The sequence below is a fragment of the Mesorhizobium sp. WSM4842 genome, assembly GCF_055901575.1.
In genome coordinates this window covers 1,560,672-1,584,971 of sequence record NZ_CM148372.1, presented here as the reverse complement: position 1 = coordinate 1,584,971, position 24,300 = coordinate 1,560,672, and the positions used below count along the sequence as shown (strand labels likewise).

Here is a 24,300-nt window from a genome sequence, read left to right as displayed (position 1 = left end):
GGGTTACCGGCCGCCACGTTGAAACCTTATCCCGCCTTCGACGTTAAACAGCCATTGCAGCGCCGCGCGTCCCTTTTGCGGCGCCGCGCGTCTCTTTGGACGCAGAAAGGACGCTGTGACGTTGGTTTGGTTCATGGACCTTGCCAAACCGAAGGGCAGCGTAGCGAAGGTTGATCCCGATTTTTAGGTCACGCGCTGGATGGTCAAAAGGAGACCGCACATGTCGATTCACTTCACTGTCTCGGGCCTGACCAGAAATCTGTTTCACTCGCTGGGACTGGATCATGAGCGCGCGCCGAGACCTCTCAGTCCTGAGCAAAGTCTTTTGCTGGAATGTTATCTGGCTGGCCAGATTCCGGAATCGGCCTGGAGCGACTACGTCTTCGAGGCGCCGGAATTGGCACGCCATGTCAATGCGAGACGCGCCCAACACTGACATCTCGTGAACCGGGAACCGTCCGATCGCTTGAGGTGACGCTAGCAACGCGTGGCTGAATGGCCCGCCGGGGAAACGAGCGGGCTTTGCCTGGGATGACGCCCGGCTACTGTTTGGGCGAGCCGAATTGCAGGGTGAAGACGCTGCCTGCGATCCCTTGGGCGAGCGCCGGCGAAAAGCTAAGCGGCAAGCAGCGTTCCAGGGCGGCGATCGCTGCATCGACAAAGGATTGCCGCGCCTTCGCGTCGTCGGTCACATTGATGGCAGTCGGCCTGGCGGGCCGATCAGCGTGCCGTTGCGCTTGAAACCCAAACTCAATGTGACGGTTGAATTCCCGGCATTCGCCGGCGGGGTCCAGCACACGTGGATCGCAGCCCCGACATCGTCCATGGTGTTCAGCGATGCGGCATTCGATTGACAGCTGGCGCCTGCCAATATCGCGCCGGCAATCACCAACAGTCCTGCCGTGCGTTTCATTGCAAGTCCTCGTCCCTCCGCCTTGCCCGCACAGCAAGGCCGGATGTTTTGAAGGCTTGACGCCAGACGACAATCGCGAATGTCAGGCCGCAGCTTCCCGGGAAACGAAACAAAAAGGCCGGCACATGGCCGACCTTTCCTTTCCACCTCGACCGCGCCAGTACATCCGTGGTCACGAATTGGAGGTGAATTGCCAATCAGTAGATAGGGATTTGGTTAACGAATCCTTAACCGACCGGATCTGCTCATCTGCGCGTCATGGCAAATCTGATCTGCGTTTTGGTGATGAGTGCGGAAAGTCCTCTTTAAATGCGGCACATATTATTAATCGTTGTACACCAATGTGTTAGCATGTGAAGCATATCCAAGTAACGATCGTGTTCTGGGGTTTATTATGGCCGTACTTGGCGCTCTCCCTCCCGGCGTTCGCTGTCGACCAATTCGCGAAGCCGATTGGGAAGGAGTAGTCGACTGCCTGTGCCGGGGCTTTCCGGAGCGTGACCGGAGTTACTGGATACAAGCGCTGACCCGATTGTCGCAGCGGCCTGCTATCGCCGAATGCCAACAATACGGCTTTGCTTTGGAGGAGACTGGTCGGATCGTCGGCGTCGTGCTGACCCTTTATACCCGCTATCGCAGGCAGGTAGGCGATGAAATCCGCTGCAACCTTTCGAGCTGGTCCGTCGACGAAGAATTCCGCCCCTATGCCATCAAGCTGATTACGACGATTCTCAAGCAAAAAGACGTGACCTACACGAACGTTTCGCCGGCGCCTGCTACATTAAAGCACAATTTGGCGCTCGGCTTTCGCCTCTTTTCCAGCGGACAATTTGCCTTCTTGCCGGCTTTTAGTTCGGTGCCGCGGTCATGTCGCGTGCTCGAAGCTCGTCCCGATCTTGCGGAAATGGCGATGCTGTCCGACAGTGAGAGATACATACTCTCGGAACACTCCGCGCTGGGCTGCCTGTCATTGATTTGCATTTGCGACGGAGCAGTGTTTCCTTTCGTATTGATGCCGCGCCGGATATTGCGCGGTCTTATCCCATCCTATCAGATTGTCTATTGCCGCTCTCTCGCAGATTTGAGCCGGTGCGCCGGTGCCATCGGACGCTTTCTCTGGCGAAGCGGCATCCTGCTTTGCGTCGTCGACGCCAAGGAACCGATTGCAGGTCTGTTCGGGTGGTACCGCCCCAACAGAGGGCTGAAGTACTTCATGGGCCCCAGACCACCCTCGCTCGGAGATCTGACGTTCACCGAGCTCGTGATATTCGGCCCCTGAACGACAAGCGCAACATCAATCAGCCCGCGCCGATTTGCGACCGCGATGCCGAAAGCGAACCCCCGCCTCGGGCGAGGGTTCTATTTTTTGAACTACGATCTGCTACTGAACAGGGGCGGTCTGAGCTGGCGGCGGGGTTGCGGGTGCCGGCGTCATCGTGTCGGCTGGAGGTGGCGGCAATTGGCCAGCGGTCGTCGCCTGCGTTCCTGCCGATTGAGTTTGGTCACACGCCGCCAGGGCAGCAAGCGCCAGACCGAACGCGGCGAATAAGGGTAGTTTGCGGGTCATATACAGTCCCTTCCATGGACGCCACCCGCGCAGGCCCGATCATCAGGACCGCTGCCGCCAGGTCAACCGTCGCTTCGTCGTCGACGCTTCAAACATTCTTACGTCCCGTAAAAGGCGGCGGGCCTTCGGTCTCGGTTTAGGTCGGCCTGGGCAACCAAGACCGTTAGAGCGAAAGCTTCACGCCCCGGCCTGCGACTTCACATAGGCGATATAGCCGCGCACGTCGGCGGCCGGCTCGGCGTAGGCCTTGCCGAGCTTCTTCTCGATCGCCGCCATGTAGTCTTTTGCCCATTGGGGCAGCGCGTAGTCGATGACGGCCAGGAATTCGAGCGTCGCCGCCAGGCGGATGTCGGCGATCGACGGGTTCTTGCCGCCGATGAACGGCTTGCTGTTCCTGAAGAAGCTGTGAAAGACCTCCAGCGGCTCGGCAATTGCGGCCGCCGCGGCCTTCTGGGCTTCCGACTTCCTGTTGGGGTCGGCGTCGCTGTAACCGACCTCGCCGGCATATTGCGGGAAGTTCAGCGCAGGATATGTGGCGCGCGCCACATAGGGGTAGAGCGTGCCGATCAGATAGAACATGGCGCTGTCGATCATTGCCCGCTTGGCCGGCGCCTTGGGATATAATTTGTCCAGCCCATGCTTGTTGGCGAGATACTGCATAATGGCGCAGCTTTCCCACAGCACGCCTCTCGGCAAGTCCTTGTCCTCGATCATCGGGGTGAGATGGGCTGGGTTTCGCGCCATGTATTCAGGCGAGCGCGTGTGGCCCCATACGTCGGTCTCGGAATGATCGAGCCCGGCCGCGCGTGCAAACACCCGAACGCTCATATTGTTGACGCTCGGCTTCAGCATGCTGAGCGTCAGCGCGGGCTTCTTTCCTGATTTCGCCTTGGTCTTCCGCGCGGATTTCGCGGATGCCTTGGCTGCAGGTTTTGCGGCGGCTTTCGCTGCCGGCTTGGCGGAAGCTTTCGCCGCCTTGACTGCAGGCTTTGTCGCGGCCTTGGCGGCTGGTTTCGTAGCGGTCTTGGCGGCCGGCTTCTTCGCACTCTTCGTTGTCATCTTTGCCATTGTGTCCTCCCTTGTTTGGCCTGTAGTCAGTATGGATTTTTCGGCGTGCGGTCCTCCGACAAGGTCGCGCGGGAGTGCTCGACGAGCGCCTGGATCGCGTCGGCAAGATGCACTTCGGCTATTGCATAGTCGCCGCGCGCAACGCGAATCTTGTGCGCCTGCATCAGCACGTCGGCATGAGTGAAGCCCGCTGGCGGCTCGAAACGGTAGGAGGCGAGCTCGATCAGCAGGCCGAGCGGATCCTCGAAATAGATCGAATCCATAAAGCCGCGATCCTTGACGCCGCTGTGCTTGATGCCGCGCTCGTCGAGCCGGGCGACCGCCTGCAGGAAGGTGACGCGCGACACCGCAAAGGCGATGTGGTGGACGCAGCCCGTATCTGTCGGCGTGCGCCGTTTGACCGGCGTGCGGCTCTCGTCGCTGAAGATGGTGATCAGCCGGCCGTCACCCGGATCGAAATAGAGGTGGCTTTCGCTGGCCTTGTCGAGATTGGGCTGCTCGAAGATGAAAGGCATGCCAAGCACGCCCTCCCAGAAATCGATCGAAGTCTGGCGCCCGGCGCCGACCAGCGTGATGTGATGGACGCCCTGCGATTGCAGTTTCTGCATTGGCCCTCTCCCAAGGTTTCCCCTCTCTATGCCGAACGGGTTCGACGTCGCATCCACCGCGCTTGATTGGCACCGGATATGCTCGGCCGGCCCAAAGGCTTGATGAGGCGATGCTAATTCAATCGGCCGCGCTGCGCCAGAAGCGGCGAATGGCCACTGCCGACTTGCGGGAAGTCAGCGGCGACCCTGGCCGGGCACCCGCGTAAGCACCTAAGGGGCGAGCAAGACCTTCGTCACGCCTCGTTGTAGGATTTCTGGGAAGAGGATTGATCCGCCGACAGGCTGGAGAGGCCACAGCCGCCACGCAATGGCGAAGCGGAGCACTTGTTTCGGAAGACTCCTCAAACCTTCGGCTTTGCAAGCGTATTACTTGGATGCATGCGAAATCCCCTTCGTTATGAGCCCTAACCTCGCACAAAGGGGGGCGGTTTGCTACGGTCCGCGTCCCCAATTGATGGAGGCCCCATGGGTAGGCCCTACGCCCCGTCCTTCACCCGATGGTAGGCCATATTTCCTAACCAGATGGCTATGCCGGTGCCGATTGGACCGACCCACCAGGCGTCATGGCCGTATATCGAAAATAGCGCGACGATAAGGCTGACGGTAATGGCAACAAATCCCGCCGCGCCGAGGGCTACTGCTACTCGACCCGTTGTGGGTTGGGTCGGTCTATCTGCTGCCATATTGGTTTATCCAGGTTCGCCCAAAACGCGCGCTGCACTCTCATGGCAGAGAGAATGCCGCAATTGCAGTAAGCGGGCAATGCGCTTTCAGTCTGACCACGGCAGCACCGGCCCGGTCGTCGTGCCCCAGGGCACCCAAGGAGCGGTCTTTCCGGTGACTTCCTTCACCGTCTGCAAGAGTGTTGATTGAGCGCCACCAATGCCCTGTGTTGATCGCTGCTAGGCGAAATAGTCAATTGACTACGGTCCATCTGTGCGACTCGCTGACACGTGCTGGAAAGAATCAGCGCTATGACAAATCTACATAGGAAAGAGCGCCAACTACTAGGTTCTGGAAAAATCGAATTCCACAAACGTTGGACAGAAAAACTTGCCGGCCAGCTAAGCACTTGAAATCCTTGGTACGCCCAAGGGGAATCGAACCCCTGTTCCCGCCGTGAGAGGGCGGTGTCCTGACCGCTAGACGATGGGCGCGTTCAAGAACCGGCGATATAGGCTGACGGCTGGGAAAAAGCAACTGGCCTTCGGACAGTCTATGGAGCCGGGAAAACATCAGTCGCAAGCCTATCGTTTTGGCTCGATGAGGTCCCAGAGATTTCCATGGAGATCGGCGAAAACCGCCACAATGCCATAGGCCTCGTGGCGAGGCGCCTCACGGAATTCAACGCCCTTTTGGAGCATTGCCGCGTGGTCGCGGACAAAATCGTCGGTTTCGAGAAACAAAAAGACGCGGCCGCCGGTCTGGTTGCCGACGCTATCCCTTTGCGCATCATCGGCCGCTTCGGCCAGAAGCAGCCGCGCGCCCTGTTCGTTGGCCGGCGCCACCGTGACCCAGCGCTTGCCACCGCCAAGATCGACATCCTCGGTGAGCAAAAAGCCCAGCCTGTCGACATACCAGGAGATCGCCTCGTCATAGTTTCTGACGACGAGCGCGACGGTGGCGACGCGGCGATTTTCGGCGAAACCAGTCATTTGTTGCGGATCGAAAAGCGGCCGATGATCCGCCGCTCAGTGATGTCGTAGACAAAGATCGCGCGGCTGCCGTCGGCAAGCTCCGCATCGATGGAGACGCGGTTGCCGGCAAGCGACTGGCTGATGACCCTGGCGCCGACCGGCAGCACGATGTCGCCGGTCAGCGGCTCGCCGGCCGGCACCTGGATGTCGCCGGCAAGTGATGGGGCTGCCGGCGGCGTGGTGCGCGTTTTGTAGACAAGGGCAGCGATCACCACCATAAGGGCGAGGAACAGCAGGCCGAGATTGATGGCGACGAAGCGGACAAGCTTCTTGCGCACCTTTTCAACTTCGGGGTCGAGCGGCTTTTCCTCGTCTTCGTCGGCAGCAGCCATGGCAAAACATTCCGGAACGATTTTCGATGAGCGCTCATAACGAAGAGGCCCCCATATTGATAGAGGATGGATTAATGGAGGGCGGATCGCCAGACGGGGAATCGCCAAACAGGGGATCGATCGTGCTGGAAGCCGGTCCCGATGCGGCCGGCCAGCGCCTCGACCAATGGCTGGCTGGCAAGCTCGGTCCGGACATGTCGCGCAGCCGGGTGCAGATGCTGATCAGGCAGGGCGCGGTCAAGGTCGGCGGCCAGCCGGTCAACGAGACGAAGCGCAAGATGGCGGCCGGTGACTGCGTGTCGGTCGACATGCCGCAGCCGGAGCCGGCGGAGCCGCAAGGCGAGGAGATCCCGCTCGACGTCCTCTATGAAGACAACGAATTGATCGTCATCAACAAGCCGCCGGGGCTTGTCGTCCATCCGGGTGCCGGCAACTGGACCGGCACGCTGGTCAACGCTCTGATTCACCATTGTGGCGACAGTCTTTCCGGCATCGGCGGTGTGCGTCGGCCGGGCATCGTCCACCGCCTGGACAAGGAGACCAGCGGTGTCATGGTCGTCGCCAAGACCGACCGTGCCCACAAGTCATTGTCGGAGGCCTTTGCCGACCATGGCCTGACCGGCGATCTCAAACGCGCCTATCTGGCGCTGGTCTGGGGCATACCGATGAGACCGACAGGCACGGTCGACGAGCCGCTTGGCCGCGCCGCCGACCGCGTGCGCCGCGCCGTGGTGCCGGAGGGCCGCGACGATGCCCGCCACGCCGTCACCCATTTCTCGGTGATCGAGCGCTTTGGCGAGCAGCAAAAGGAATTTGCCACGGCGAGCCTGGTCGAATGCCGGCTCGAGACCGGCCGCACCCATCAAATCCGCGTCCACATGGCGCATATTGGCCATCCGGTGGTCGGCGATCCCGATTACGGCCAGGCCTTTCGCACCAAGGCGAACCGGCTGCCCGAGCCGCTGAAAGGTCGGGTGAAGGCATTTCCGCGACAGGCATTGCATGCCCGCCTGCTTGAATTTCGGCATCCGACTACCCATCTAACGATGAGGTTCGAGGCGCCTGTACCGAGGGATATGGAGGAACTCGTCGACGGCTTTCGCAAACTCTGATCCGCCTTCCATCCATTCAAAACCTGATCGGCAAAAACCTGACCGGCGTTGTTCACTTTGGCGTGACACACTGTTTCGTGTTGAACCAATGCTGTCCTTTCTGGTTTTGTTCCTATATACACCGGTTGTCGCGAACGAGCCTTTGGCGTTCGCGATATATGCCCGCCGAATTTCGGGGGCACCACTCCAAGAGAGAGGGGCGCTATCATGGCCCAATCATTACCCAGTATCGTTTCCGGCGAAGGCGGCCTCAGCCGCTACCTGGAAGAAATCCGTCGCTTTCCGATGCTTCAGCCGCAGGAAGAGTACATGCTCGCCAAGCGTTACGCCGAGCATGAGGACACCACGGCTGCGCACAAGCTCGTCACCAGCCACCTTCGGCTCGTCGCCAAGATCGCCATGGGCTATCGCGGCTACGGCCTGCCGATCGGCGAGGTGATCTCGGAAGGCAATGTCGGCCTGATGCAGGCCGTCAAGAAATTCGAACCGGAGCGCGGCTTCCGGCTCGCCACCTACGCAATGTGGTGGATCAAGGCCTCGATCCAGGAATACATCCTGCGCTCGTGGAGCCTGGTCAAGATGGGCACGACCGCCAACCAGAAGCGCCTGTTCTTCAACCTGCGCAAGGTGAAGGGCAAGATCCAGGCGCTCGACGACGGCGATTTGAAGCCTGACCAGATCACCGAGATCGCCACCCGCCTCAACGTGTCCGAAGCGGAGGTGGTGTCGATGAACCGCCGCCTGTCGGGCGACGCCTCGCTCAACGCACCGATCCGGGCGAGCGAAGGTGAATCTGGTGAATGGCAGGACTGGCTCGTCGACGACCACGAAAGCCAAGAAGAAGCGCTGATCGAGCAGGACGAGTTGGAAAACCGGCGCGGCATGCTGTCGGGCGCTCTTGCCGTGCTCAATGAGCGCGAGCGGCGCATCTTCGAGGCGCGCCGCCTGGCCGAGGAGCCGCTGACGCTGGAAGAGCTGTCGGCCGAGTTCGACATCAGCCGCGAGCGCGTGCGCCAGATCGAGGTGCGCGCCTTCGAGAAGGTGCAGGACGCGGTCAAGGCCGCGGCCAAGCGCCAGATGCAGGCCCTGCGCACCATCGAGGCGCAGCCGGCCGCATAAAGCTTCCGACGGAAACAAATAACGGCGGCGTCAGGTAACTGGCGCCGCCTTTTTTATGGGTCCTCGGACCACCGGAAGAACTGTCGCTTGGTGTCATATTCTAGCCAGGGCTGCCGGTTCCGCCGCGCCTTCGCGAACGCCCGATCCGTCGCCATAAACCGCTCAATCATCGGTGTGATCAGCCTGGCCGGCTCATAGCGGCATTATAGCAATTTTCCCCAAGCCCTGGAAACCGCAACGCTGCAAATTGTGGCGGCAATGTTCCGGCGCCGACACGGGCTTCCGTCGCGGAATTTCACAAGGCGGCGCTTGCGGCAAGCGGGCGCGACAAAGGGCCGCCGGGACTGCGCTGGGCAGTTGAGCTCGCCTATTTGGAAACCAAAGGCAGTATGACGATGACGATTTCTCCGTTTCTCACCGCTCTCGGATCCGAAGGTCCCCCAGCCGACCGAGCGAAAGACATGGACCTGTATGGATGGCTAATTGGAAGCTGGGAAATGGACACGGTCCACTACCTCGACGACGGCACAATCCAGAAGTGGAATGGAGAATGCCATTTTGGCTGGGTGCTCGAAGGCCGCGCGATTCAGGACGTCTGGATTAGGCCCAAGCGCCCTGCGCTGTCCACGATGTATGGCACGACTTTGCGCATCTTCGATCCTGGGATCGATGGCTGGCACATCATATGGAACGACCCGCTCAACCGAGATCACTCGCGCCAGATCGGGCGGGCCGAGGGTAAGGACATTGTCCAACTCGGCACTGACTCGCGCGGTCTGAAAACTCGATGGCGTTTCACCGAGATCACTGCCAACAGCTTCCACTGGATCGGCGAGGAAAGATCTTCCGAGAGCGACCCTTGGCAAATCACGTATGAACATTTAGTCCGCCGAACAAATCCCTGAAGCTAGCTGGCGCCTGCGCTGCCCCTCATCCGGCTGCCGCCATCTTCTCCCCGTATAGTGACGGGGAGAAGAGGCAGATCGCACCGCCGCCACTCTTTCTTGCAACGTCGAAAATTAGCGAAATCGTCAGTGAAAGCGTCCTTCTCCCGGTCACTTTGCGGGGAGAAGTGCCCGGCAGGGCGATGAGGGGCGGCGCCGAGTTTGAATTAGAGTTGTAGTGCCAGCGACCCATCTGATCACAGGCAATCGAGCGGAAACTTCAGATAGCGGCGACCGTTGGATTCCGGTTCCGGCAAGCGCCCGCCGTTCATGTTGACCTGCAGCGCATGCAGGATCAGCCTCGGCATCGGCAGCGTCCTGTCGCGCGCCTCGCGCAACGCCACGAAATCGGCCTCTGTCCTGCAGCCGGCAGCATGGGTGTTCTTGGATTTCTGCTCCGCGACCGTGCTCTCCCACAAGGGTTCGCGTCCTTCCGTCTGGTAGTCATGGCCGACGAAAAGACGTGTCTCGTCCGGCAGCGCGAGGATATCCTGGATCGAACGCCAGAGTTGCGCGGCACTGCCGCCGGGAAAGTCCGCTCTCGCCGTGCCGCTGTCCGGCATGAACAGCGTATCATGGATGAAAGCGGCGTCGCCGATCACATAGGTGATCGAGGCCAGCGTGTGGCCTGGCGAAAAAAGCACCTTTGCCGGAATGGCGCCGACCGAAAAGGTCTCGCCATCGGCAAACAGCCTGTTCCACTGGGATCCGTCGGCAGGAAAATCCGGCCAGTTGTAGATCGCCTTCCACAATTTCTGGACGCCGACGACCTTCTCGCCGATCGCGGTGGGCGCTCCTGTCTTCGTGCTGAGATAGTGGGCCGCCGAGAAATGGTCCGCATGCGGGTGCGTGTCGAGGATCCACTCGACCTCCAGCCCGTTTTCCCTGATGAAATCGAGCAGAGCGTCGGCATTTTTCGTCGCCGTGGCGCCGGACTTCTCGTCGAAATCGAGGACCGGATCAATGATTGCGCATCGTCGCGTCTGCGGGTCGGCGACGACATACTGGATGGACCCGCTCGGCTTGTCGTAAAAGCCTGCCACCTGCAGCTTGGCCGATGTCGCGTCCAATCCCGGCTCCCTCAACTCCCACCCGGCAGGAATGGTTTTCCCTGCCGGGGTAAAAGAAGAGCATGGTCATTCGCCAGCGCCACGCCGTCAAGCACCGCATGCTTCGCCGAAGCAAAAAGGCCGAAAATCCTTCCGTGCCGCCCTGGCCGCTCAGGCGGAGGGCTGCTTGGTCTTCCGGAGATACGGCAGGATCGTCTCGTAGGCACCGAAACGCTTGATCGCGTCCTCATTGGAAACAGCGGCGGTGATGATGACGTCTTCGCCCTGCTTCCAGTTCGCCGGCGTCGCCACCTGGTGCTTGGCGGTCAACTGTATGGAATCGATCGCGCGCAGGATCTCATCGAAGTTGCGGCCGGTGGTCATCGGATAGGTGAGAACCAGCTTGATCTTCTTGTCGGGGCCGATGACGTAGACCGATCGCACCGTCGCGTTGTCGGCGGGCGTGCGCCCTTCCGAGGTTTCGCCGGCGCCGGCCGGCAGCATCTCGTAAAGCTTGGCGACCTTGAGATCCTTGTCGCCGATCAGCGGATAGTTCACCGATTGGCCGGTCGCCTTCTTGATATCATCCTGCCATTTGCCATGGCTTTCGACCGGGTCGACGGAAATGCCGATGATCTTGACGTTGCGCTTCTTGAACTCGCCTTCCAGGCCGGCCATCGTGCCGAGTTCGGTCGTGCAGACCGGCGTGAAATTCTTCGGATGGCTGAAAAGCACCGCCCAGCCGTCACCGATCCAGTCGTGGAAGCTGATCGTCCCTTGCGTGGTTTCGGCCGTGAAATCCGGCGCGGTATCGTTGATACGGAGGCTCATGACGTGTCCCTACCCTGTGAGTGCAGATTGCAGCCGGCACTGACCGGCGCTGCTTTTGCCTTTCTACCACTCCGGCGTCATCCTTCAAACGCCTGTTGCGCCGGCATCAAGGCCGACTGCGAAAATATTTTCATTGCTTCTCGGCAAAGGCAGCAAGAATTTCCGCTGCGCTGGCTCAGCCCTTGTTCACCGCCAGCGTCGTCGCCAGGTCTTCCATGCGCTGGGCGAGCGCGCCAAGCGCTTGGGTCAGCACGGAATCGTTCTTATCGGCCTTGGTCAGCGCATCGTCACGCGTCTTGCGCAGCGTCAGCACTTCGCTTTCCATGCCCTTGACGCGTTTTTGCAATTCCGAAAGCTCGTCCATGACCATGATGCCGGCCATCACGGTCAGCCGCTGGTCGCCGATCTCGCCGAAAGAATCCTTCAGATGCGAGACATAGCGGTCGAAGCGCTCGGCAAGATCGATCAGATGTTCTTCCTGGCCCTCGTCGCAAGCCATGCGATACTGCTTGCCGTCGATGGAAACCGTGACTTGTGCCATTGGGCCAGCCCCTATCTGTCCAACACGGCGCGGATGGTTTCCATGGCGGTCACCAGCCGACGCGACACTTCCTTGTTGGCGTCTTCCAGCCGTTCGGCGCGCGCTTCGGAATTGTCGAGTTCCTGCGCCAGCCGCGAGCGGTCGGCGTTCATGCGCTGCACCTCCGCCTCGGCTTCCGTATAATCGCGCTCGTGCTCGAGCTTGGCCGCGACGGCATTTTCCAGCCCCTCGATGGCCTTACCCAGCCTGGCGATAACTTCCTTGAGTGTCGTTTCCCCGGTCATGGCTTTCGTCCTGCGCCCTGCCCATCACCGAATCATCCACGTTCAGAACGCGTTATGTCTGAAACATTACCCGCCGTGTGAAGCCAACGTCAACAAAGCTCTCGCGACTGTCCCCTGCTAACGCTAATGTAGAGCCCCCAAGGCCCTTCTGGGGCCATCACAAAGACCGGCAAAAGCGCCGGTTTATTGACTAACAAGATCGGCAAAAGCGCGCCGGTTTGTTGACTAAAAAGCCGCGCCTGCTATGTGTCGCGCACCCTTTTCCAGGGCTCTCACAAGGCCCCAAACCCCCACACTGGAGGAAGCATGACCTCGCGTGAACGACATGACCGGATGGCCAATGCGATCCGTTTTCTTTCCATGGACGCCGTCGAGAAGGCCCAGTCCGGCCACCCCGGCCTGCCCATGGGCTGCGCCGACATTGCCACGGTGCTGTTCACGCGTTTCCTGAAATACGATCCGAAGAACCCGCATTGGCCCGATCGCGACCGTTTCATCCTGTCGGCCGGCCACGGTTCGATGCTGCTCTATTCGCTGCTTTATCTGACCGGCTACGAGGACATCACCCTCGACCAGATCAAGCATTTTCGGCAAGTGGGGTCGAGGACGGCAGGCCATCCCGAATTTGGCCATGCCGCCGGCATCGAGACGACGACCGGCCCGCTCGGCCAGGGCCTCGCCAATTCGGTCGGCTTCGCACTCGGCGAGCGCATCATGAATGCCGCCTTCGGCAACGACCTCGTCGACCACTACACCTATGTGCTGGCCGGCGACGGCTGCCTGATGGAGGGTGTTTCCCAGGAGGCCATCGCACTTGCCGGGCATCTCAAGCTGAACAAGCTGATCGTCTTTTGGGACAACAACAACATCTCGATCGACGGCCCGGTGTCGCTGGCCGACAACACCGATCAGGTTGCCCGCTTCCAGGCATCCGGCTGGAACGCCAGCCACATCGACGGCCAGGATCCGGAAGCGATCGCCTATGCCATCGAGGCGGCCCGCCATTCCGACAAGCCGACGATGATCGCCTGCAAGACGACGATCGGCTTCGGCGCGCCGACCAAGGCCGGCACCAACAAGGCGCACGGTTCGCCGCTCGGCGCTGAGGAAATCGCCGGCGCGAGAAAATTCTTCGGTTGGGATTATCCGCCTTTCGAGCTTCCTGCCGATATCCTCGATGCCTGGCGCGACGCCGGCAAGACGGGCATCAAGGCACGCACCGACTGGGAAGGCCGCCTTGCCAAGGCCGACGCCCAATTGCGCAGCGAATTCGAGCGTCGCATCAGTGGCACGCTGCCGGCGAATTTCGACGCCGTCATCACTGATTACAAGAAGAAGCTCGCCGCTGACAAACCGAAGGTCGCCACCCGCAAATCGTCGGAAATGGCGCTCGAAATCATCAACGGCGCGGTGCCGGAAACCATCGGCGGCTCAGCCGACCTGACCGGCTCCAACAACACCAAGACCAGCCAGACCAAGAACATCACATCAGACGATTACGACCAGCGCTACGTTCACTATGGCGTCCGCGAGCACGGCATGGCTGCCGCGCTCAACGGACTGACGCTGCATGGCGGCATCATCGCCTATGGCGGCACCTTCATGTGCTTTTCCGACTACGCCCGTCCGTCGATGCGGCTCGCCTCGCTGATGGGCATCCGCTCGATCTTCGTCATGACCCATGATTCCATCGGTCTCGGCGAAGACGGCCCGACCCATCAGCCGGTGGAGCATCTGGCCGCACTGCGCGCCATTCCGAACCACAATGTCTTCCGCCCGGCGGACGCGGTCGAGACCGCCGAATGCTGGCAACTGGCCATCGAACAGGAAAAGACGCCTTCGACGCTGGCGCTGACCCGGCAGAACCTGCCGGCGGTGCGCAACGACTTCGTTGCGGAAAACCTCAGCCGCCAGGGCGCCTATGAGCTGGCCGCCGCCAGTGGCGATGCGGCGGTGACGATCTTCGCTTCGGGTTCCGAGGTCGAGATTGCGCTGGCGGCGCGCGAGGCATTGGAGAAGCACGGCCATCCGACCCGCGTCGTCTCTGTCCCCTGCTTCGAATTGTTCGACAAGCAGAGCGCCGACTATCGCAACAAGACGATCGGCAACGCGCCGATCAAGATCGCCATCGAAGCCGGCATCCGTCAGGGCTGGGATCATTTCATCGGCACCGACGGCATCTTCATCGGCATGACCGGCTTCGGCGCGTCTGGCACGATCGAACAGCTCTATCCGCATTTCGGCATCACCGCGGAAGCGACGGTGAAGGCGGCGGAAGCCCGCCTGCACGGCGAGTAAAGCCAGACACCCGCGAGACCGCGCATAGCGGTTTTGCGGGCAGCCTCCGTCTGGTGGACTTAAATCCAACTCATCGACGGCTGGATTCTTTGACAGCCCGCCGTTATGAAGCTGCGGACTTGATCTTCGGCCTCCAACTCCCAGGGAGAGAAAAATGACCGTCAGAGTTGCCATCAATGGATTCGGCCGCATCGGCCGCAACATCCTGCGCGCCATCCACGAATCCGGCCGCAAGGACATCGACGTCGTCGCCGTCAACGACCTCGGCCCGGTCGAGACCAACGCGCATCTGCTGCGCTTCGACAGCGTGCATGGCCGCTTCCCGCATGAAGTGACGGTTGACGGTGACCAGATCACCGTCGGCACCGAAAAATTCAAGGTCACCGCGATCAAGGACCCGACGCAGTTGCCGTGGAAGGAGCTCGGCATCGACATCGCGCTCGAATGCACCGGCATCTTCACCGCCCGCGACAAGGCCGCGGCGCATCTGACCGCCGGCGCCAAGCGCGTCCTCGTCTCGGCGCCTGCGGAGGGCGCCGATCTCACCGTCGTTTATGGCATCAACCATGACAAGCTGACCAAGGACCACATCGTCATCTCGAACGCCTCCTGCACCACCAACTGCCTAGCGCCGCTGGCAGCCGTGCTGCATGAGGCCGTCGGCATCGAGAAGGGCATGATGACGACGATCCACTCCTACACCGGCGACCAGCCGACGCTGGACACCATGCATAAGGATCTCTACCGCGCCCGCGCCGCGGCCCTGTCGCAGATCCCGACCTCGACCGGCGCGGCCAAGGCGATCGGCCTGGTGCTGCCCGACCTCAAGGGCAAGCTCGACGGCATCTCCATCCGCGTACCGACGCCGAACGTCTCGGTCGTCGATTTCAAGTTCATCGCCAAGCGGCCGACGACCGTACAGGAGATCAACGAGGCGGTGATCGCCGCCTCCAACGACAAGCTGAAGGGCATTCTCGCCGTCACCCATCACCCGAACGTATCGATCGACTTCAACCACGATCCGCATTCCTCGATCATGGCGCTCGACCAGACCAAGGTCATGGACGGCAACTTCGTTTCGGTGCTGTCCTGGTACGACAATGAATGGGGTTTTTCCAACCGCATGGCCGACACCGCCGTCGCGTTCGGCAAGACCATCGCCTGATCGCAGAACCATCTTCTTGCGACTTGAAAGCGCCCGGCTCTGTCCGGGCGTTTTCATGAGAGCGCCCAGCGCCCTTTTGGATGCGCAAACGGCGCTCTGACGGATTGATTGGCAAGACCGCGCCTTGAGCGCCAAAACACTCAGCACATAGGGCAAAAAACCACCCTCCCGCCTTGCACCGGTCATGTCTTCGCCTCACTCTGCCGTAAAGCGAGAGGAACACGAATTCGAGGGGCGATTGGCGGATGGAGCATGCGATCTATCTCGTGACACTGGTCGGCGCCGCACTGGTCGTCGCCGCCGCGTTTTCGAGCCTGATCGCCTTCCGCTTCGGCGCCCCTCTCTTGCTGCTGTTTCTCTGCATTGGCCTGGCCACGGGAACCGACGGCCTCGGCATCCAGTTCGACAATGCGCGGCTGGCTTATTTTGCCGGCTCACTGGCCCTGGCGGTCATCCTGTTCGATTCCGGTTTCGGCACGCCGCTCAACGCTTTGCGGCAGGCGGCCGGACCGGCACTGTCGCTGGCGACTATCGGCGTCCTTTTGACCACTGGCCTGTTCGGCGTCGTCGCCCACTATCTGCTCGATCTCAGCTGGCTGGAATCCTTCCTGCTCGGGGCCGCTGTCGCGTCGACCGACGCGGCAGCCGTGTTCTTCCTGTTGCGCGCCGGCGAGATCAATTTGCGCGAACGCGTGCGTTCCACGCTCGAGGTGGAATCCGGCACCAATGATCCGATCGCCATCTTCCTGACCATCAGCCTGGTCGAGATCATCGCCGCCAACGCCAATCCCGAGGCCAGGGTGCTGGTTACCGACCTCGTACTCGGCTTCCTTCTCAACATGGGGCTTGGCGCCATTGTCGGCATTTTCGGCGGCCTCGCCATCGTGCGGCTTGTCGACCGGCTCAATCTCGACCACGGGCTGCTGCCGATCTTCGTGCTGACGCTATCGCTGATGGTGTTCGCCGCTGCCGGCGCCATTGGCGGCTCCGGGTTTCTGGCGGTCTATCTTGCCGGCCTCATTGCCGGCAATTCCGACATCCGCGCCGTCACCATCCTCAAGCGCTTCCAGGACGGCATGTCGTGGCTGGCACAGATCATCATGTTCCTGATCCTCGGCCTGTTCGCGACGCCCTCGCAATTTCCGGCGATCCTGCTGCCGGCGGTGCTGCTGGGCCTGTTCCTGATATTCGTGGCACGGCCGATCGCCGTCTGGCTTTGCCTGATGCCGTTCCGTCTGCCGCGCCCGGAAGTCGCCTTCGTCTCATGGGTGGGCCTGCGTGGCGCCGTGTCGATCCTGCTCGCCATCACGCCGCTGCTTGGCGGCCTTGAGAACGGCCGCCTCATCTTCAACACCGCCTTCATCGTCGTGCTGGTGTCGCTGGTCATCCAGGGATGGACTGTCGGACCGCTGGCGCGCCGCCTCGGCCTGATCGTGCCGGCCCGCCTGGGTCCGTTGGACAAGGTCGAACTCGAATTGCCGGGCTCCGCCCATCACGAACTGCTCGCCTACCGCGTAGCACCTGGCAGCCCGGTGGCGCGCGGTGAGCGCATTCCGCGCTGGGCGCGACCGTCGCTGGTGCTGCGTGACGGACGCTCGATGCGCTTCCAGGACATGGGCAGGCTCGCCGCCGGCGACCATGTCTACATCTTCGTGCCGGATCGCTATCCAGCCCTGCTCGACAAGCTGTTCGCCAGCCGCGCCGTGGTCGATCCCGAGGATGCGGACTTCTTCGGCGCCTTCGCCGTCGATCCGGCGCGCTCCGCCGCGGAACTGGAAGCCGCTTACGCGCCGGGCCTGACCGAGGAGGAACGCAAGCTGACCGTCGGTGACCTTGTGACGGAGCGGCTCGGCGGCCATGCCGAATATGCCGACCGCGTGCTGATTGGTCCGATCGAGCTGATCGTCCGCGACGTCGACGACAAGGGCAAGATTACTGGTCTCGGTCTTTCCCTCGAGCCGACCGCGCCGGTGGCACGGGTGCCGGTGTTCCTGAGTGCCGGCGAGATCGCCGACCGCATCGTTGCCTTTGTGCGCAATTGGCGCAAGCGGATCAAAAAGCGGAGTGCAGAGGCGCCGGCGGACGCGGAACCGTCTCCAGAGCCAGTGGTGGAAAAAGCAACCGACGGGGGCTGACGGCTTCCGACACAAGCCGTGGTCATATTTTCCGCGTAGCACCATTGCAGGTCTTGCATCGTCGTTGGTGCGGGTTAATGTCCCGGCGTTTTTTGCGAAAGGGAACAGCATGGCCGGCTTCAAGACACTGGACGACATTGGCAATATCGATGGCAAGCGCGTGCTGGTGCGCGTCGACCTCAACGTTCCTGTCGCCGACGGCAAGGTCACCGACGCCACCCGCATCGAGCGCATCGCGCCGACCATCGCCGAGCTTTCCGGCAAGGGCGCCAAGGTCATCCTGCTTGCCCATTTCGGCCGGCCCAAGGATGGACCGTCGCCCGAATTCTCGCTTGAGCCGATCGCCAAGGCGACCGCGGAGGTGCTCGGCCGCCCTGTCGGCTTCGCGGCCGATTGCATCGGCGACGCAGCGGCGAGCGCCGTCGCCGCCATGAACAACGGCGACGTGCTGCTGCTCGAGAACACCCGCTTCTACAAGGGCGAGGAGAAGAACGACCCGGACTTCACCGAAAAGCTCGCCGCCAATGGCGACATCTTCATCAACGACGCCTTTTCCGCTGCCCACCGCGCCCATTCGTCGACGGAAGGGCTTGCGCACCTGCTGCCGGCTTTCGCCGGCCGTACCATGCAGGCCGAACTCGACGCCCTGGAAAAGGGCCTCGGCAATCCCGCGCGCCCTGTCGTCGCGATCGTTGGCGGCGCCAAAGTCTCGAGCAAGATCGACCTGCTGATGAATCTGGTGAAGAAGGTCGACGCGCTGGTCATCGGCGGCGGCATGGCCAACACCTTCCTGGCCGCGCGGGGGACCGATGTCGGAAAGTCGCTGTGCGAGCACGACCTCGCCAACACCGCCAAGCAGATCATGATCGAGGCGGCCGAAGCCGGCTGCGCCGTCATCCTGCCGATCGACGGTGTCGTCGCCAGGGAATTCAAGGCGGGCGCCGCCAGCGAAACCGTCGCCATATCAGAGGTGCCGGCCGACACCATGATCCTCGATGTCGGCGAAAAGACCGTGAAGACCGTTGCCGACTGGATCGACCGCGGCGCGACGCTGGTCTGGAACGGTCCGCTCGGCGCCTTCGAGATCGAGCCGTTCGACCGGGCGACGGTGGCGGCAGCCAAGCACGCCGCGGCCCGCACCAAGGCCGGCAAATTGATCTCGGTCGCCGGCGGCGGCGACACGGTGGCAGCACTCAACCATGCCGGCGTCGCCGACGACTTCACCTACGTCTCAACCGCCGGCGGCGCCTTTCTGGAATGGATGGAGGGCAAGCCGCTGCCCGGTGTCGATGTGCTGAAGCGCTGAGGCGAGAGGCGAACGAGGGCGTTTGCGCGTTTCAATCGATTCGAGTTTTCCACTCGGAATGGTTCGACTTGAACCTGCCTTGCACTAGTGGTCTGCTAGCTTGGAACAACTGTTTCAGGAGGATGCACAATGAGCGAACGTCTCGAGGACATTGCCGCCGCGATGGTGGCCGACGGCAAGGGTCTTTTGGCCGCCGACGAAAGCTCCGGCACCATCAAGAAGCGCTTCGACGTGATCGGCGTCGAATCGACCGCCGACAGCCGCCGCGACTATCGCGAGATGATGTTCCGCGCCAAGGAGGCGATGACCAGATACATTTCCGGCGTCATCCTCTATGACGAGACCATCCGCCAGAAGGCCGCGGACGGCACGCCGCTCGTCGACATCATCAAGGCGACCGGCGCCATCCCAGGCATAAAGGTCGATGCCGGCGCCAAGCCTCTGGCTGGGTACCCCGGCGATACGATCACCGAAGGCCTCGACGGCTTGCGCGAGCGGCTCGCCGACTATTACAAGCTCGGCGCCCGTTTCGCCAAATGGCGTGCGGTGATCGACATCGACGTCGCCAAAGGCGTGCCTTCCGCCACGTCGATCGGCTCGAACGCCCATGCGCTCGCCCGCTATGCGGCGCTTTGCCAGGAGGCCGGCATCGTGCCGGTCGTCGAGCCGGAGGTGCTGATGGACGGCGCCCATGACATCGGCACCTGCTACGAGATCAGCAAGGCAACGCTGACAAAACTCTACACCGAACTCTACGCGGCCCGCGTCGTCCTCGAAGGCACTATCCTGAAGCCGAACATGGTTCTCGCCGGCAAGAAGTCGGGCAAGACCAGCAGCCCCGAGGAAGTCGCCGAAAAGACCATAAAACTGTTCCGCGAAACGGTGCCGGCCGCGATTGGGGGCATCGCCTTTCTCTCCGGCGGGCAATCGGACGAGGAGGCGACCGCCAACCTCAATGCCATCAACGCCATCGGCCCGCATCCATGGAAGCTGACTTTCTCCTACGGCCGAGCCTTGCAGGCGGCGCCACAGAAGGCGTGGAGCGGCAAGGCGGCCAACGTCGCCGCTGCCCAGGCCGCCTTCGCCCACCGCGCCCACATGAACCATCTGGCCGCGCTTGGAAAATGGCAGCCGGAACTGGAACAGGCCGCCTGACCGGATTTTTTCTACCTCAGCCGAACCCGGGCCATCTGCCCGGGTTCCATATGCTCCCAAAAAACGCGACGGCCGTGTCGGCTCGCGTTGAACCCAAACGTCCTTAGGGCTCAAAGAGGAGCAGGATGATGCCAAACAACAAGATCGTTTCACGGGAAGACTGGTTCCAGGCACACAAGGCGCATCTGGCGCGCGAGAAGGAATTGACGCGATTTCGCGACCGCATCGCTGCCGAACGGCGGGAATTGCCTTGGTTTAAGATCCGGAAGGACTATGTCTTCGAGACCGAACAAGGGCCGAAGAAACTGGCCGAACTATTCGCCGGCGCAAGCCAGCTGATCGTCTACCACTTCATGTTCGGGCCGGGCGCCGACTACCGTTGCGAAGGGTGTTCCTTCCTCGCCGACCACATCGACGGCGCCAATCAGCACCTCAAGCACCACGATGTGTCGCGGGTCGTGATCTCGCGGGCGCCGTTGGCCGAGTTCCTGCCCTACAAACAGCGCATGGGCTGGAAATTCGACTGGGTGTCGTCCTACGCCTCGGACTTCAACTTCGACATGCAGGTTTCCTTCACCGACGAGCAGATCGCATCCGGCGACACGATCTACAATTTCGAGCAGCGGGCGCTGAAATCGAAGGACCTTCCCGGCACCAGCGTGTTCTACAGCGATGAGAACGGCGACATCTTCCTGACCTTCATGTCGCGCTCCAGGGGCGGCGATCCGCTGATCGGCGCTTATCACTATCTCGACCTGACGCCGAAGGGCCGCAACGAGACCGGTCCCCACCACAGCCTGATGGACTGGGTGCGGCTGCACGACGAATATGCAGACAGGTCCGAAATGCAGGACGCCTGTTGTCATTGACGACCGGCAGCCGACGCAAGGTCTTTCGCCTTTGGCCCGATATGCGCTAAGTGCTGCTCGCTATGCCCTTAAACGGACTTGCCCCATTAACGGTTTGCGATGCAGCGCTTTCTAGCCCTCCTCACCTGGCTCGCCTTTCCGGTCTATGTCTGGCAGGGGCTCGGCGTGCGCCGCCGCACCACTCGCATGCTGCCGGCGCAAGGTCCGGTCATGCACGAGATATCAGGCCAGGCGCCGGCGGTCTCGCTTCTGATGCTTGGCGATTCTTCCGCCGCTTCGGTCGGCATCGGCAATTCCGAGTACGGGCTGGCCGCGCAACTGGCCGAGCTGATCTCGAAACGCACTGGCCGTGCGGTGCGCTGGCGGGCAGCCGGCTTCAACTCGGCGACCTCAGGCCAGATCCGCGACCATGTGCTGCCCAATCTGTCGGCCGATCCTTGGACGCATATCGTGCTCGCCATCGGCACCAACGACACCAAGAACTTTCACTCGGTGCCACGCTTCAAGAGCGATTTTGGCGGCCTGCTCTACGCGCTGCGCGCCAAATGGCCGGAGGCGCGCGTGGTGTGGTCGCCAGTGCTGGAATTCACCCGGGCACCGGCAATGCCGCCGCTGCTCGGAAAAATCCTGGAGATCCGCGCCGCCGAGATGAACCGGATGGGCGAGCGCCTCTGCCTCGAACGCGGCGCCGTGCCGGCGCCGCGCCTGCCGATCACCGACGCCGAAGCCGGTTTTGCCTCCGACGGATTTCATGCCTCGGAAGCCGGCTACCGAGCCTGGGCGGAACATCTCGTCGACTTGGTGCTGGCCAAGGAACCACGCCTCGCATAGCGGGCCGCCAGCCCTAATGCATGTCGCGCAAAAGTGTGCAGCGGTTTTGCGAAAACGACATGCATAAAACAACAACCTAAAGCGCGTCGCGTGATGTCGGTCGAACGCGACGCGCTTTAGGTCCAATGCCCCAGCGCCGCTGTTATCGAAATCGCCGCCATCGCCAATACCGCCAGCTTCCAGAAATCGCTGCGCCGCTTCAGCCCTGGCCAGCCGAGCGGCTTGATCAGCTGGATGACCATCATGGCAATGATAACGAGCGCGAGGAGTTTCGACATGCCGCCTTTGACCAGCATCACGGTCGGCTGTCAAAGCGCTCCTTTCGCTCGCTCACGAAAGCGTTGCTATGCCAGCGGCTTGAGGCCGGCCTCGATCGCAGCCCGGTTCGGTTCGAGGAACGGCGGCAAGGCCAGCCTTTCGCCCAGCGTTTCCAGCGGCTCGTCGGCCGTGAACCCGGGGCCGTCGGTGGCGATTTCGAACAATATGCCGTTTGGCTCGCGGAAATAGAGCGAGCGGAAGTAGTATCGTTCGACCTCGCCGCTCGACGGTAGGCGGAATTCGGCCAGCCGTGCGGTCCATTGATGCAAGGTCTCCTGGTCCGGCGCCCTGAATGCGACGTGGTGGACCGCACCGGCGCCTTGCCGTGCCGGCGCAAAGCCCGGCTGCACCGCGACATGAAGCTCCGCCGCCGGCCCGCCTTCTCCCATTTCGAAGACATGAACCTGACCCTCGCCGTCTGGCGAGGCATGGTCCCGCGCCTTGCGCATGTTCATCACCCTGGTCAGCACCGCTTCAGTGTTGGTGATATCGGGAACGCTGATGACGATAGGCCCGAGCCCGCGTATCTGGTGCTCGACTGGGACCGGGCTTTGAGCCCAGGGATGACTGTCGCCCTTGCCGCCATCGCTGACGAGACGCAGGCGCTGGCCTTCTGGGTCTTCTAAATCCAGCGACGGGTAGCCGCCAACATCGCCGATCTCTCCCGTCGCGACGGTCTCGCCGGCCAGGCGCTCCTTCCACCAGGCAAGGCTTTCCGGGCTGGCGACCCTCAGGCTGGTCCGCACGATGCTGTTGGTGCCGCGCCGTTCGCGTCCGACCGGCCAATCGAAGAAGGTAAGATCGGTGCCAGGCGTCGCCTCGGCGTCGGCATAGAAAAGGTGATAGGCTGACGTGTCGTCCTGATTGACCGTCTTCTTGACTAGCCGCAGCCCCAAAGTGCCAGTGTAGAAACGAAGGTTTCCCGGCGCGTTCGCGGTGATAGCGGTTAGATGGTGGATTCCCGTCAGTTGCAGGCCCATGGTCGTCTCCCTGATCTCTGGAAAATTTTTCTCCTTCAATATCAGAACGCCGTCCCTATCGCAGAAGGATTGCGAATTCCGACAGTCCGTCGCTGCAAGCTGAACGACTTAACCCGCAGAGCGACGAAAAAGCCTGCTTCTCTCGCGCAGGCGGGATCGGAATCGACAAAACCTGGCACGCTCGCCAAAGACCTCTCAGCCTCCTGACAGACTGCTGTCAGGAGGGGTGTGCGATAGTGTCTCCATCGAAAGAGAGGAGACCAGCCATGAACGGTTTTACCATTCTGCGCAGTGTGCAGCACTATGTCGGCAAGATTCGGACGATGCGCAACGAGATCCGCACCCGGCGTTTCATGAATGGGTTGCCGCAGAGCATCCGCAAGGACATCGGTTGGCCGGATAATTACGAAGGCCGCCACGGCCGCGGCAATTGAGGTGCTTTTTTCGCGGCAACGGTTGGATGCCGACGCTACAGCGCCCAGATAATAGGTCCGGCGCGCCGAAAGACGGAGCAGGAAATGTCCGAACAGAAGACCATCGGCGTCTTTTTCATCGATCGCTTCGCCGACTGGGAATACGGCTTGCTGGCGGCTTCGGCGGTCGAGTGGTTCGGTGCACGCGCGGTGTCGCTGACCCCGAACGGCAAGCCGGTGACCTCGGCATGCGGATTTGTGCTGACGCCCGACCGCTCCGCCGAGGTTGATGAAAACACCGATCTCGACGCCGTCGCGGTCATCGGCTCCGATCAGTGGGTCGATGCACCGCCTGATATCTCCGGACTGCTGACGGCAATCGCGGCGCGCCGTGGCGTGGTCGGCGGCATCTGCGCAGGCACGCTGGCACTGGCGCGCGCCGGCCTGTTCGAGAAGGCCAAACACACCAGCAATGGTCGTGACTGGATCAATGAAAAGGAACCGGGTTACCCCGGCGCCCAGAACTATCAGGACGTGCCCTATGCCGTCGCCGACGGTCGCATCGTGTCCGCGCCGGGTTCGGCGCCCGGCACTTTCGCTCTTGCCTATTTGAAGACGCTCTACCCCCAGAGAAGCGGCGACTTGGCGCAGATGCGCGCGCTGTTCGCCAAGGAGTATGCCGAAGGGGAATATGCTGAAGCCTCCTGACAGTATGGTGTCAGGAGCGGCGTGCAATAGTGCGACAGTATCAGACAGTATCAGGAG

Annotated in this window: 25 protein-coding genes, 1 tRNA gene and 1 pseudogene; 14 read left to right on the top strand and 13 right to left on the bottom strand. The window is 61.7% G+C overall.

Features of this window, described 5'->3' with window-relative positions:
• Positions 1-220 precede the first annotated feature (220 nt).
• Positions 221-436 carry a hypothetical protein gene (locus AC0NIE_RS07580; RefSeq protein ID WP_473486936.1) on the top strand — a complete coding sequence of 72 codons (216 nt, stop codon included), beginning with the start codon at positions 221-223 and terminating at the stop codon, positions 434-436.
• A 106-nt stretch (positions 437-542) separates the two neighbouring features.
• Here AC0NIE_RS07580 and AC0NIE_RS07575 read toward each other — a convergent pair whose 3' ends face one another.
• The gene (locus tag AC0NIE_RS07575; protein WP_473486937.1) at positions 543-797 is read right to left on the bottom strand and encodes a hypothetical protein; all 255 of its coding nucleotides are present in this window, start codon (positions 795-797) and stop codon (positions 543-545) included.
• A gap of 510 nt (positions 798-1,307) precedes the next feature.
• Here AC0NIE_RS07575 and AC0NIE_RS07570 point away from each other — a divergent pair.
• Positions 1,308-2,192, top strand: coding sequence for a hypothetical protein (locus AC0NIE_RS07570; protein ID WP_473486938.1), 885 nt, complete (start codon positions 1,308-1,310; stop codon positions 2,190-2,192).
• Positions 2,193-2,657: 465 nt separating this feature from the next.
• Here AC0NIE_RS07570 and AC0NIE_RS07565 read toward each other — a convergent pair whose 3' ends face one another.
• From AC0NIE_RS07565 to AC0NIE_RS07545, 5 genes are all read right to left on the bottom strand, one after another.
• The gene (locus AC0NIE_RS07565; RefSeq protein WP_473486939.1) at positions 2,658-3,548 is read right to left on the bottom strand and encodes a glutathione S-transferase family protein; all 891 of its coding nucleotides are present in this window, start codon (positions 3,546-3,548) and stop codon (positions 2,658-2,660) included.
• A gap of 26 nt (positions 3,549-3,574) precedes the next feature.
• On the bottom strand, positions 3,575-4,156 hold the full coding sequence (locus AC0NIE_RS07560) for a VOC family protein (RefSeq protein WP_473486940.1): 582 nt from the start codon (positions 4,154-4,156) through the stop codon (positions 3,575-3,577).
• A 1,082-nt stretch (positions 4,157-5,238) separates the two neighbouring features.
• A tRNA-Glu gene (locus AC0NIE_RS07555) sits at positions 5,239-5,313 on the bottom strand.
• Positions 5,314-5,403: 90 nt separating this feature from the next.
• Complete coding sequence (locus tag AC0NIE_RS07550; protein WP_123150213.1) at positions 5,404-5,811, bottom strand: VOC family protein; 408 nt, start codon at positions 5,809-5,811, stop codon at positions 5,404-5,406.
• Positions 5,808-6,185 (bottom strand): fimbrial protein, encoded by a 378-nt coding sequence (locus tag AC0NIE_RS07545; RefSeq protein WP_123150212.1) that lies wholly within the window; start codon positions 6,183-6,185, stop codon positions 5,808-5,810. Before AC0NIE_RS07545 ends, AC0NIE_RS07550 begins: the two co-directional genes overlap by 4 nt.
• Positions 6,186-6,211: 26 nt before the next feature.
• Here AC0NIE_RS07545 and AC0NIE_RS07540 point away from each other — a divergent pair, with 26 nt between their 5' ends.
• Both AC0NIE_RS07540 and rpoH read left to right on the top strand, forming a co-directional pair.
• Entirely contained in the window at positions 6,212-7,297 is a 1,086-nt protein-coding gene (locus tag AC0NIE_RS07540; protein ID WP_473486941.1) for an RluA family pseudouridine synthase, read from the top strand.
• 207 nt (positions 7,298-7,504) lie between these two features.
• Entirely contained in the window at positions 7,505-8,416 is a 912-nt protein-coding gene (gene rpoH / locus AC0NIE_RS07535) for an RNA polymerase sigma factor RpoH (protein WP_029348727.1), read from the top strand.
• Between the two features lie 53 nt (positions 8,417-8,469).
• Here the strand turns inward: rpoH and AC0NIE_RS07530 are convergent.
• A pseudogene (locus AC0NIE_RS07530) lies at positions 8,470-8,610 on the bottom strand (DUF2274 domain-containing protein); the annotation flags it as partial.
• 303 nt (positions 8,611-8,913) lie between these two features.
• On the opposite strand from AC0NIE_RS07530, the gene AC0NIE_RS07525 reads away from it, so the two are divergent.
• Complete coding sequence (locus AC0NIE_RS07525) at positions 8,914-9,321, top strand: hypothetical protein (protein ID WP_473486942.1); 408 nt, start codon at positions 8,914-8,916, stop codon at positions 9,319-9,321.
• 236 nt (positions 9,322-9,557) lie between these two features.
• Here AC0NIE_RS07525 and AC0NIE_RS07520 read toward each other — a convergent pair whose 3' ends face one another.
• The 4 genes from AC0NIE_RS07520 to AC0NIE_RS07505 form a co-directional block, all read right to left on the bottom strand.
• Positions 9,558-10,430, bottom strand: a complete 873-nt coding sequence (locus AC0NIE_RS07520; protein WP_473486943.1) for an MBL fold metallo-hydrolase — start codon at positions 10,428-10,430, stop codon at positions 9,558-9,560.
• 150 nt (positions 10,431-10,580) lie between these two features.
• Complete coding sequence (locus tag AC0NIE_RS07515; protein ID WP_258121696.1) at positions 10,581-11,240, bottom strand: peroxiredoxin; 660 nt, start codon at positions 11,238-11,240, stop codon at positions 10,581-10,583.
• A 175-nt stretch (positions 11,241-11,415) separates the two neighbouring features.
• Positions 11,416-11,781: a cell division protein ZapA gene (locus AC0NIE_RS07510; protein ID WP_095495292.1), complete on the bottom strand. Its 366-nt coding sequence runs from the start codon at positions 11,779-11,781 to the stop codon at positions 11,416-11,418.
• 11 nt (positions 11,782-11,792) lie between these two features.
• Positions 11,793-12,065 carry a DUF4164 domain-containing protein gene (locus AC0NIE_RS07505; RefSeq protein ID WP_023797069.1) on the bottom strand — a complete coding sequence of 91 codons (273 nt, stop codon included), beginning with the start codon at positions 12,063-12,065 and terminating at the stop codon, positions 11,793-11,795.
• 306 nt (positions 12,066-12,371) lie between these two features.
• On the opposite strand from AC0NIE_RS07505, the gene tkt reads away from it, so the two are divergent.
• The 7 genes from tkt to AC0NIE_RS07470 all read left to right on the top strand — a co-directional run bounded on the left by tkt (position 12,372) and on the right by AC0NIE_RS07470 (position 21,824).
• On the top strand, positions 12,372-14,363 hold the full coding sequence (gene tkt / locus AC0NIE_RS07500) for a transketolase (RefSeq protein WP_473486944.1): 1,992 nt from the start codon (positions 12,372-12,374) through the stop codon (positions 14,361-14,363).
• Positions 14,364-14,517: 154 nt separating this feature from the next.
• Positions 14,518-15,528, top strand: coding sequence for a type I glyceraldehyde-3-phosphate dehydrogenase (gap, locus tag AC0NIE_RS07495; protein ID WP_473486945.1), 1,011 nt, complete (start codon positions 14,518-14,520; stop codon positions 15,526-15,528).
• 245 nt (positions 15,529-15,773) lie between these two features.
• On the top strand, positions 15,774-17,663 hold the full coding sequence (locus AC0NIE_RS07490; protein WP_473486946.1) for a potassium/proton antiporter: 1,890 nt from the start codon (positions 15,774-15,776) through the stop codon (positions 17,661-17,663).
• A 109-nt stretch (positions 17,664-17,772) separates the two neighbouring features.
• Positions 17,773-18,969, top strand: a complete 1,197-nt coding sequence (locus AC0NIE_RS07485) for a phosphoglycerate kinase (protein WP_473486947.1) — start codon at positions 17,773-17,775, stop codon at positions 18,967-18,969.
• Positions 18,970-19,098: 129 nt separating this feature from the next.
• Positions 19,099-20,124 (top strand): class I fructose-bisphosphate aldolase, encoded by a 1,026-nt coding sequence (locus tag AC0NIE_RS07480; RefSeq protein WP_473486948.1) that lies wholly within the window; start codon positions 19,099-19,101, stop codon positions 20,122-20,124.
• A gap of 128 nt (positions 20,125-20,252) precedes the next feature.
• Positions 20,253-20,993: a DUF899 domain-containing protein gene (locus tag AC0NIE_RS07475; RefSeq protein WP_473486995.1), complete on the top strand. Its 741-nt coding sequence runs from the start codon at positions 20,253-20,255 to the stop codon at positions 20,991-20,993.
• Positions 20,994-21,092: 99 nt separating this feature from the next.
• Entirely contained in the window at positions 21,093-21,824 is a 732-nt protein-coding gene (locus AC0NIE_RS07470; RefSeq protein ID WP_123150201.1) for an SGNH/GDSL hydrolase family protein, read from the top strand.
• A gap of 116 nt (positions 21,825-21,940) precedes the next feature.
• Here the strand turns inward: AC0NIE_RS07470 and AC0NIE_RS07465 are convergent, their stop codons facing one another.
• Both AC0NIE_RS07465 and AC0NIE_RS07460 read right to left on the bottom strand, forming a co-directional pair.
• Positions 21,941-22,123 carry a hypothetical protein gene (locus tag AC0NIE_RS07465; RefSeq protein ID WP_165848714.1) on the bottom strand — a complete coding sequence of 61 codons (183 nt, stop codon included), beginning with the start codon at positions 22,121-22,123 and terminating at the stop codon, positions 21,941-21,943.
• Positions 22,124-22,168: 45 nt separating this feature from the next.
• A complete protein-coding gene (locus AC0NIE_RS07460) occupies positions 22,169-23,122 on the bottom strand; it encodes a ring-cleaving dioxygenase (RefSeq protein ID WP_473486949.1) in 954 nt (317 codons plus the stop codon).
• 266 nt (positions 23,123-23,388) lie between these two features.
• Between AC0NIE_RS07460 and AC0NIE_RS07455 the strand changes: the two genes are divergently transcribed.
• Together AC0NIE_RS07455 and AC0NIE_RS07450 are read left to right on the top strand one after the other, a co-directional pair.
• The gene (locus tag AC0NIE_RS07455; protein ID WP_095495301.1) at positions 23,389-23,556 is read left to right on the top strand and encodes a hypothetical protein; all 168 of its coding nucleotides are present in this window, start codon (positions 23,389-23,391) and stop codon (positions 23,554-23,556) included.
• Between the two features lie 84 nt (positions 23,557-23,640).
• Positions 23,641-24,243, top strand: a complete 603-nt coding sequence (locus tag AC0NIE_RS07450; RefSeq protein ID WP_473486950.1) for a DJ-1/PfpI family protein — start codon at positions 23,641-23,643, stop codon at positions 24,241-24,243.
• Positions 24,244-24,300 lie beyond the last annotated feature (57 nt).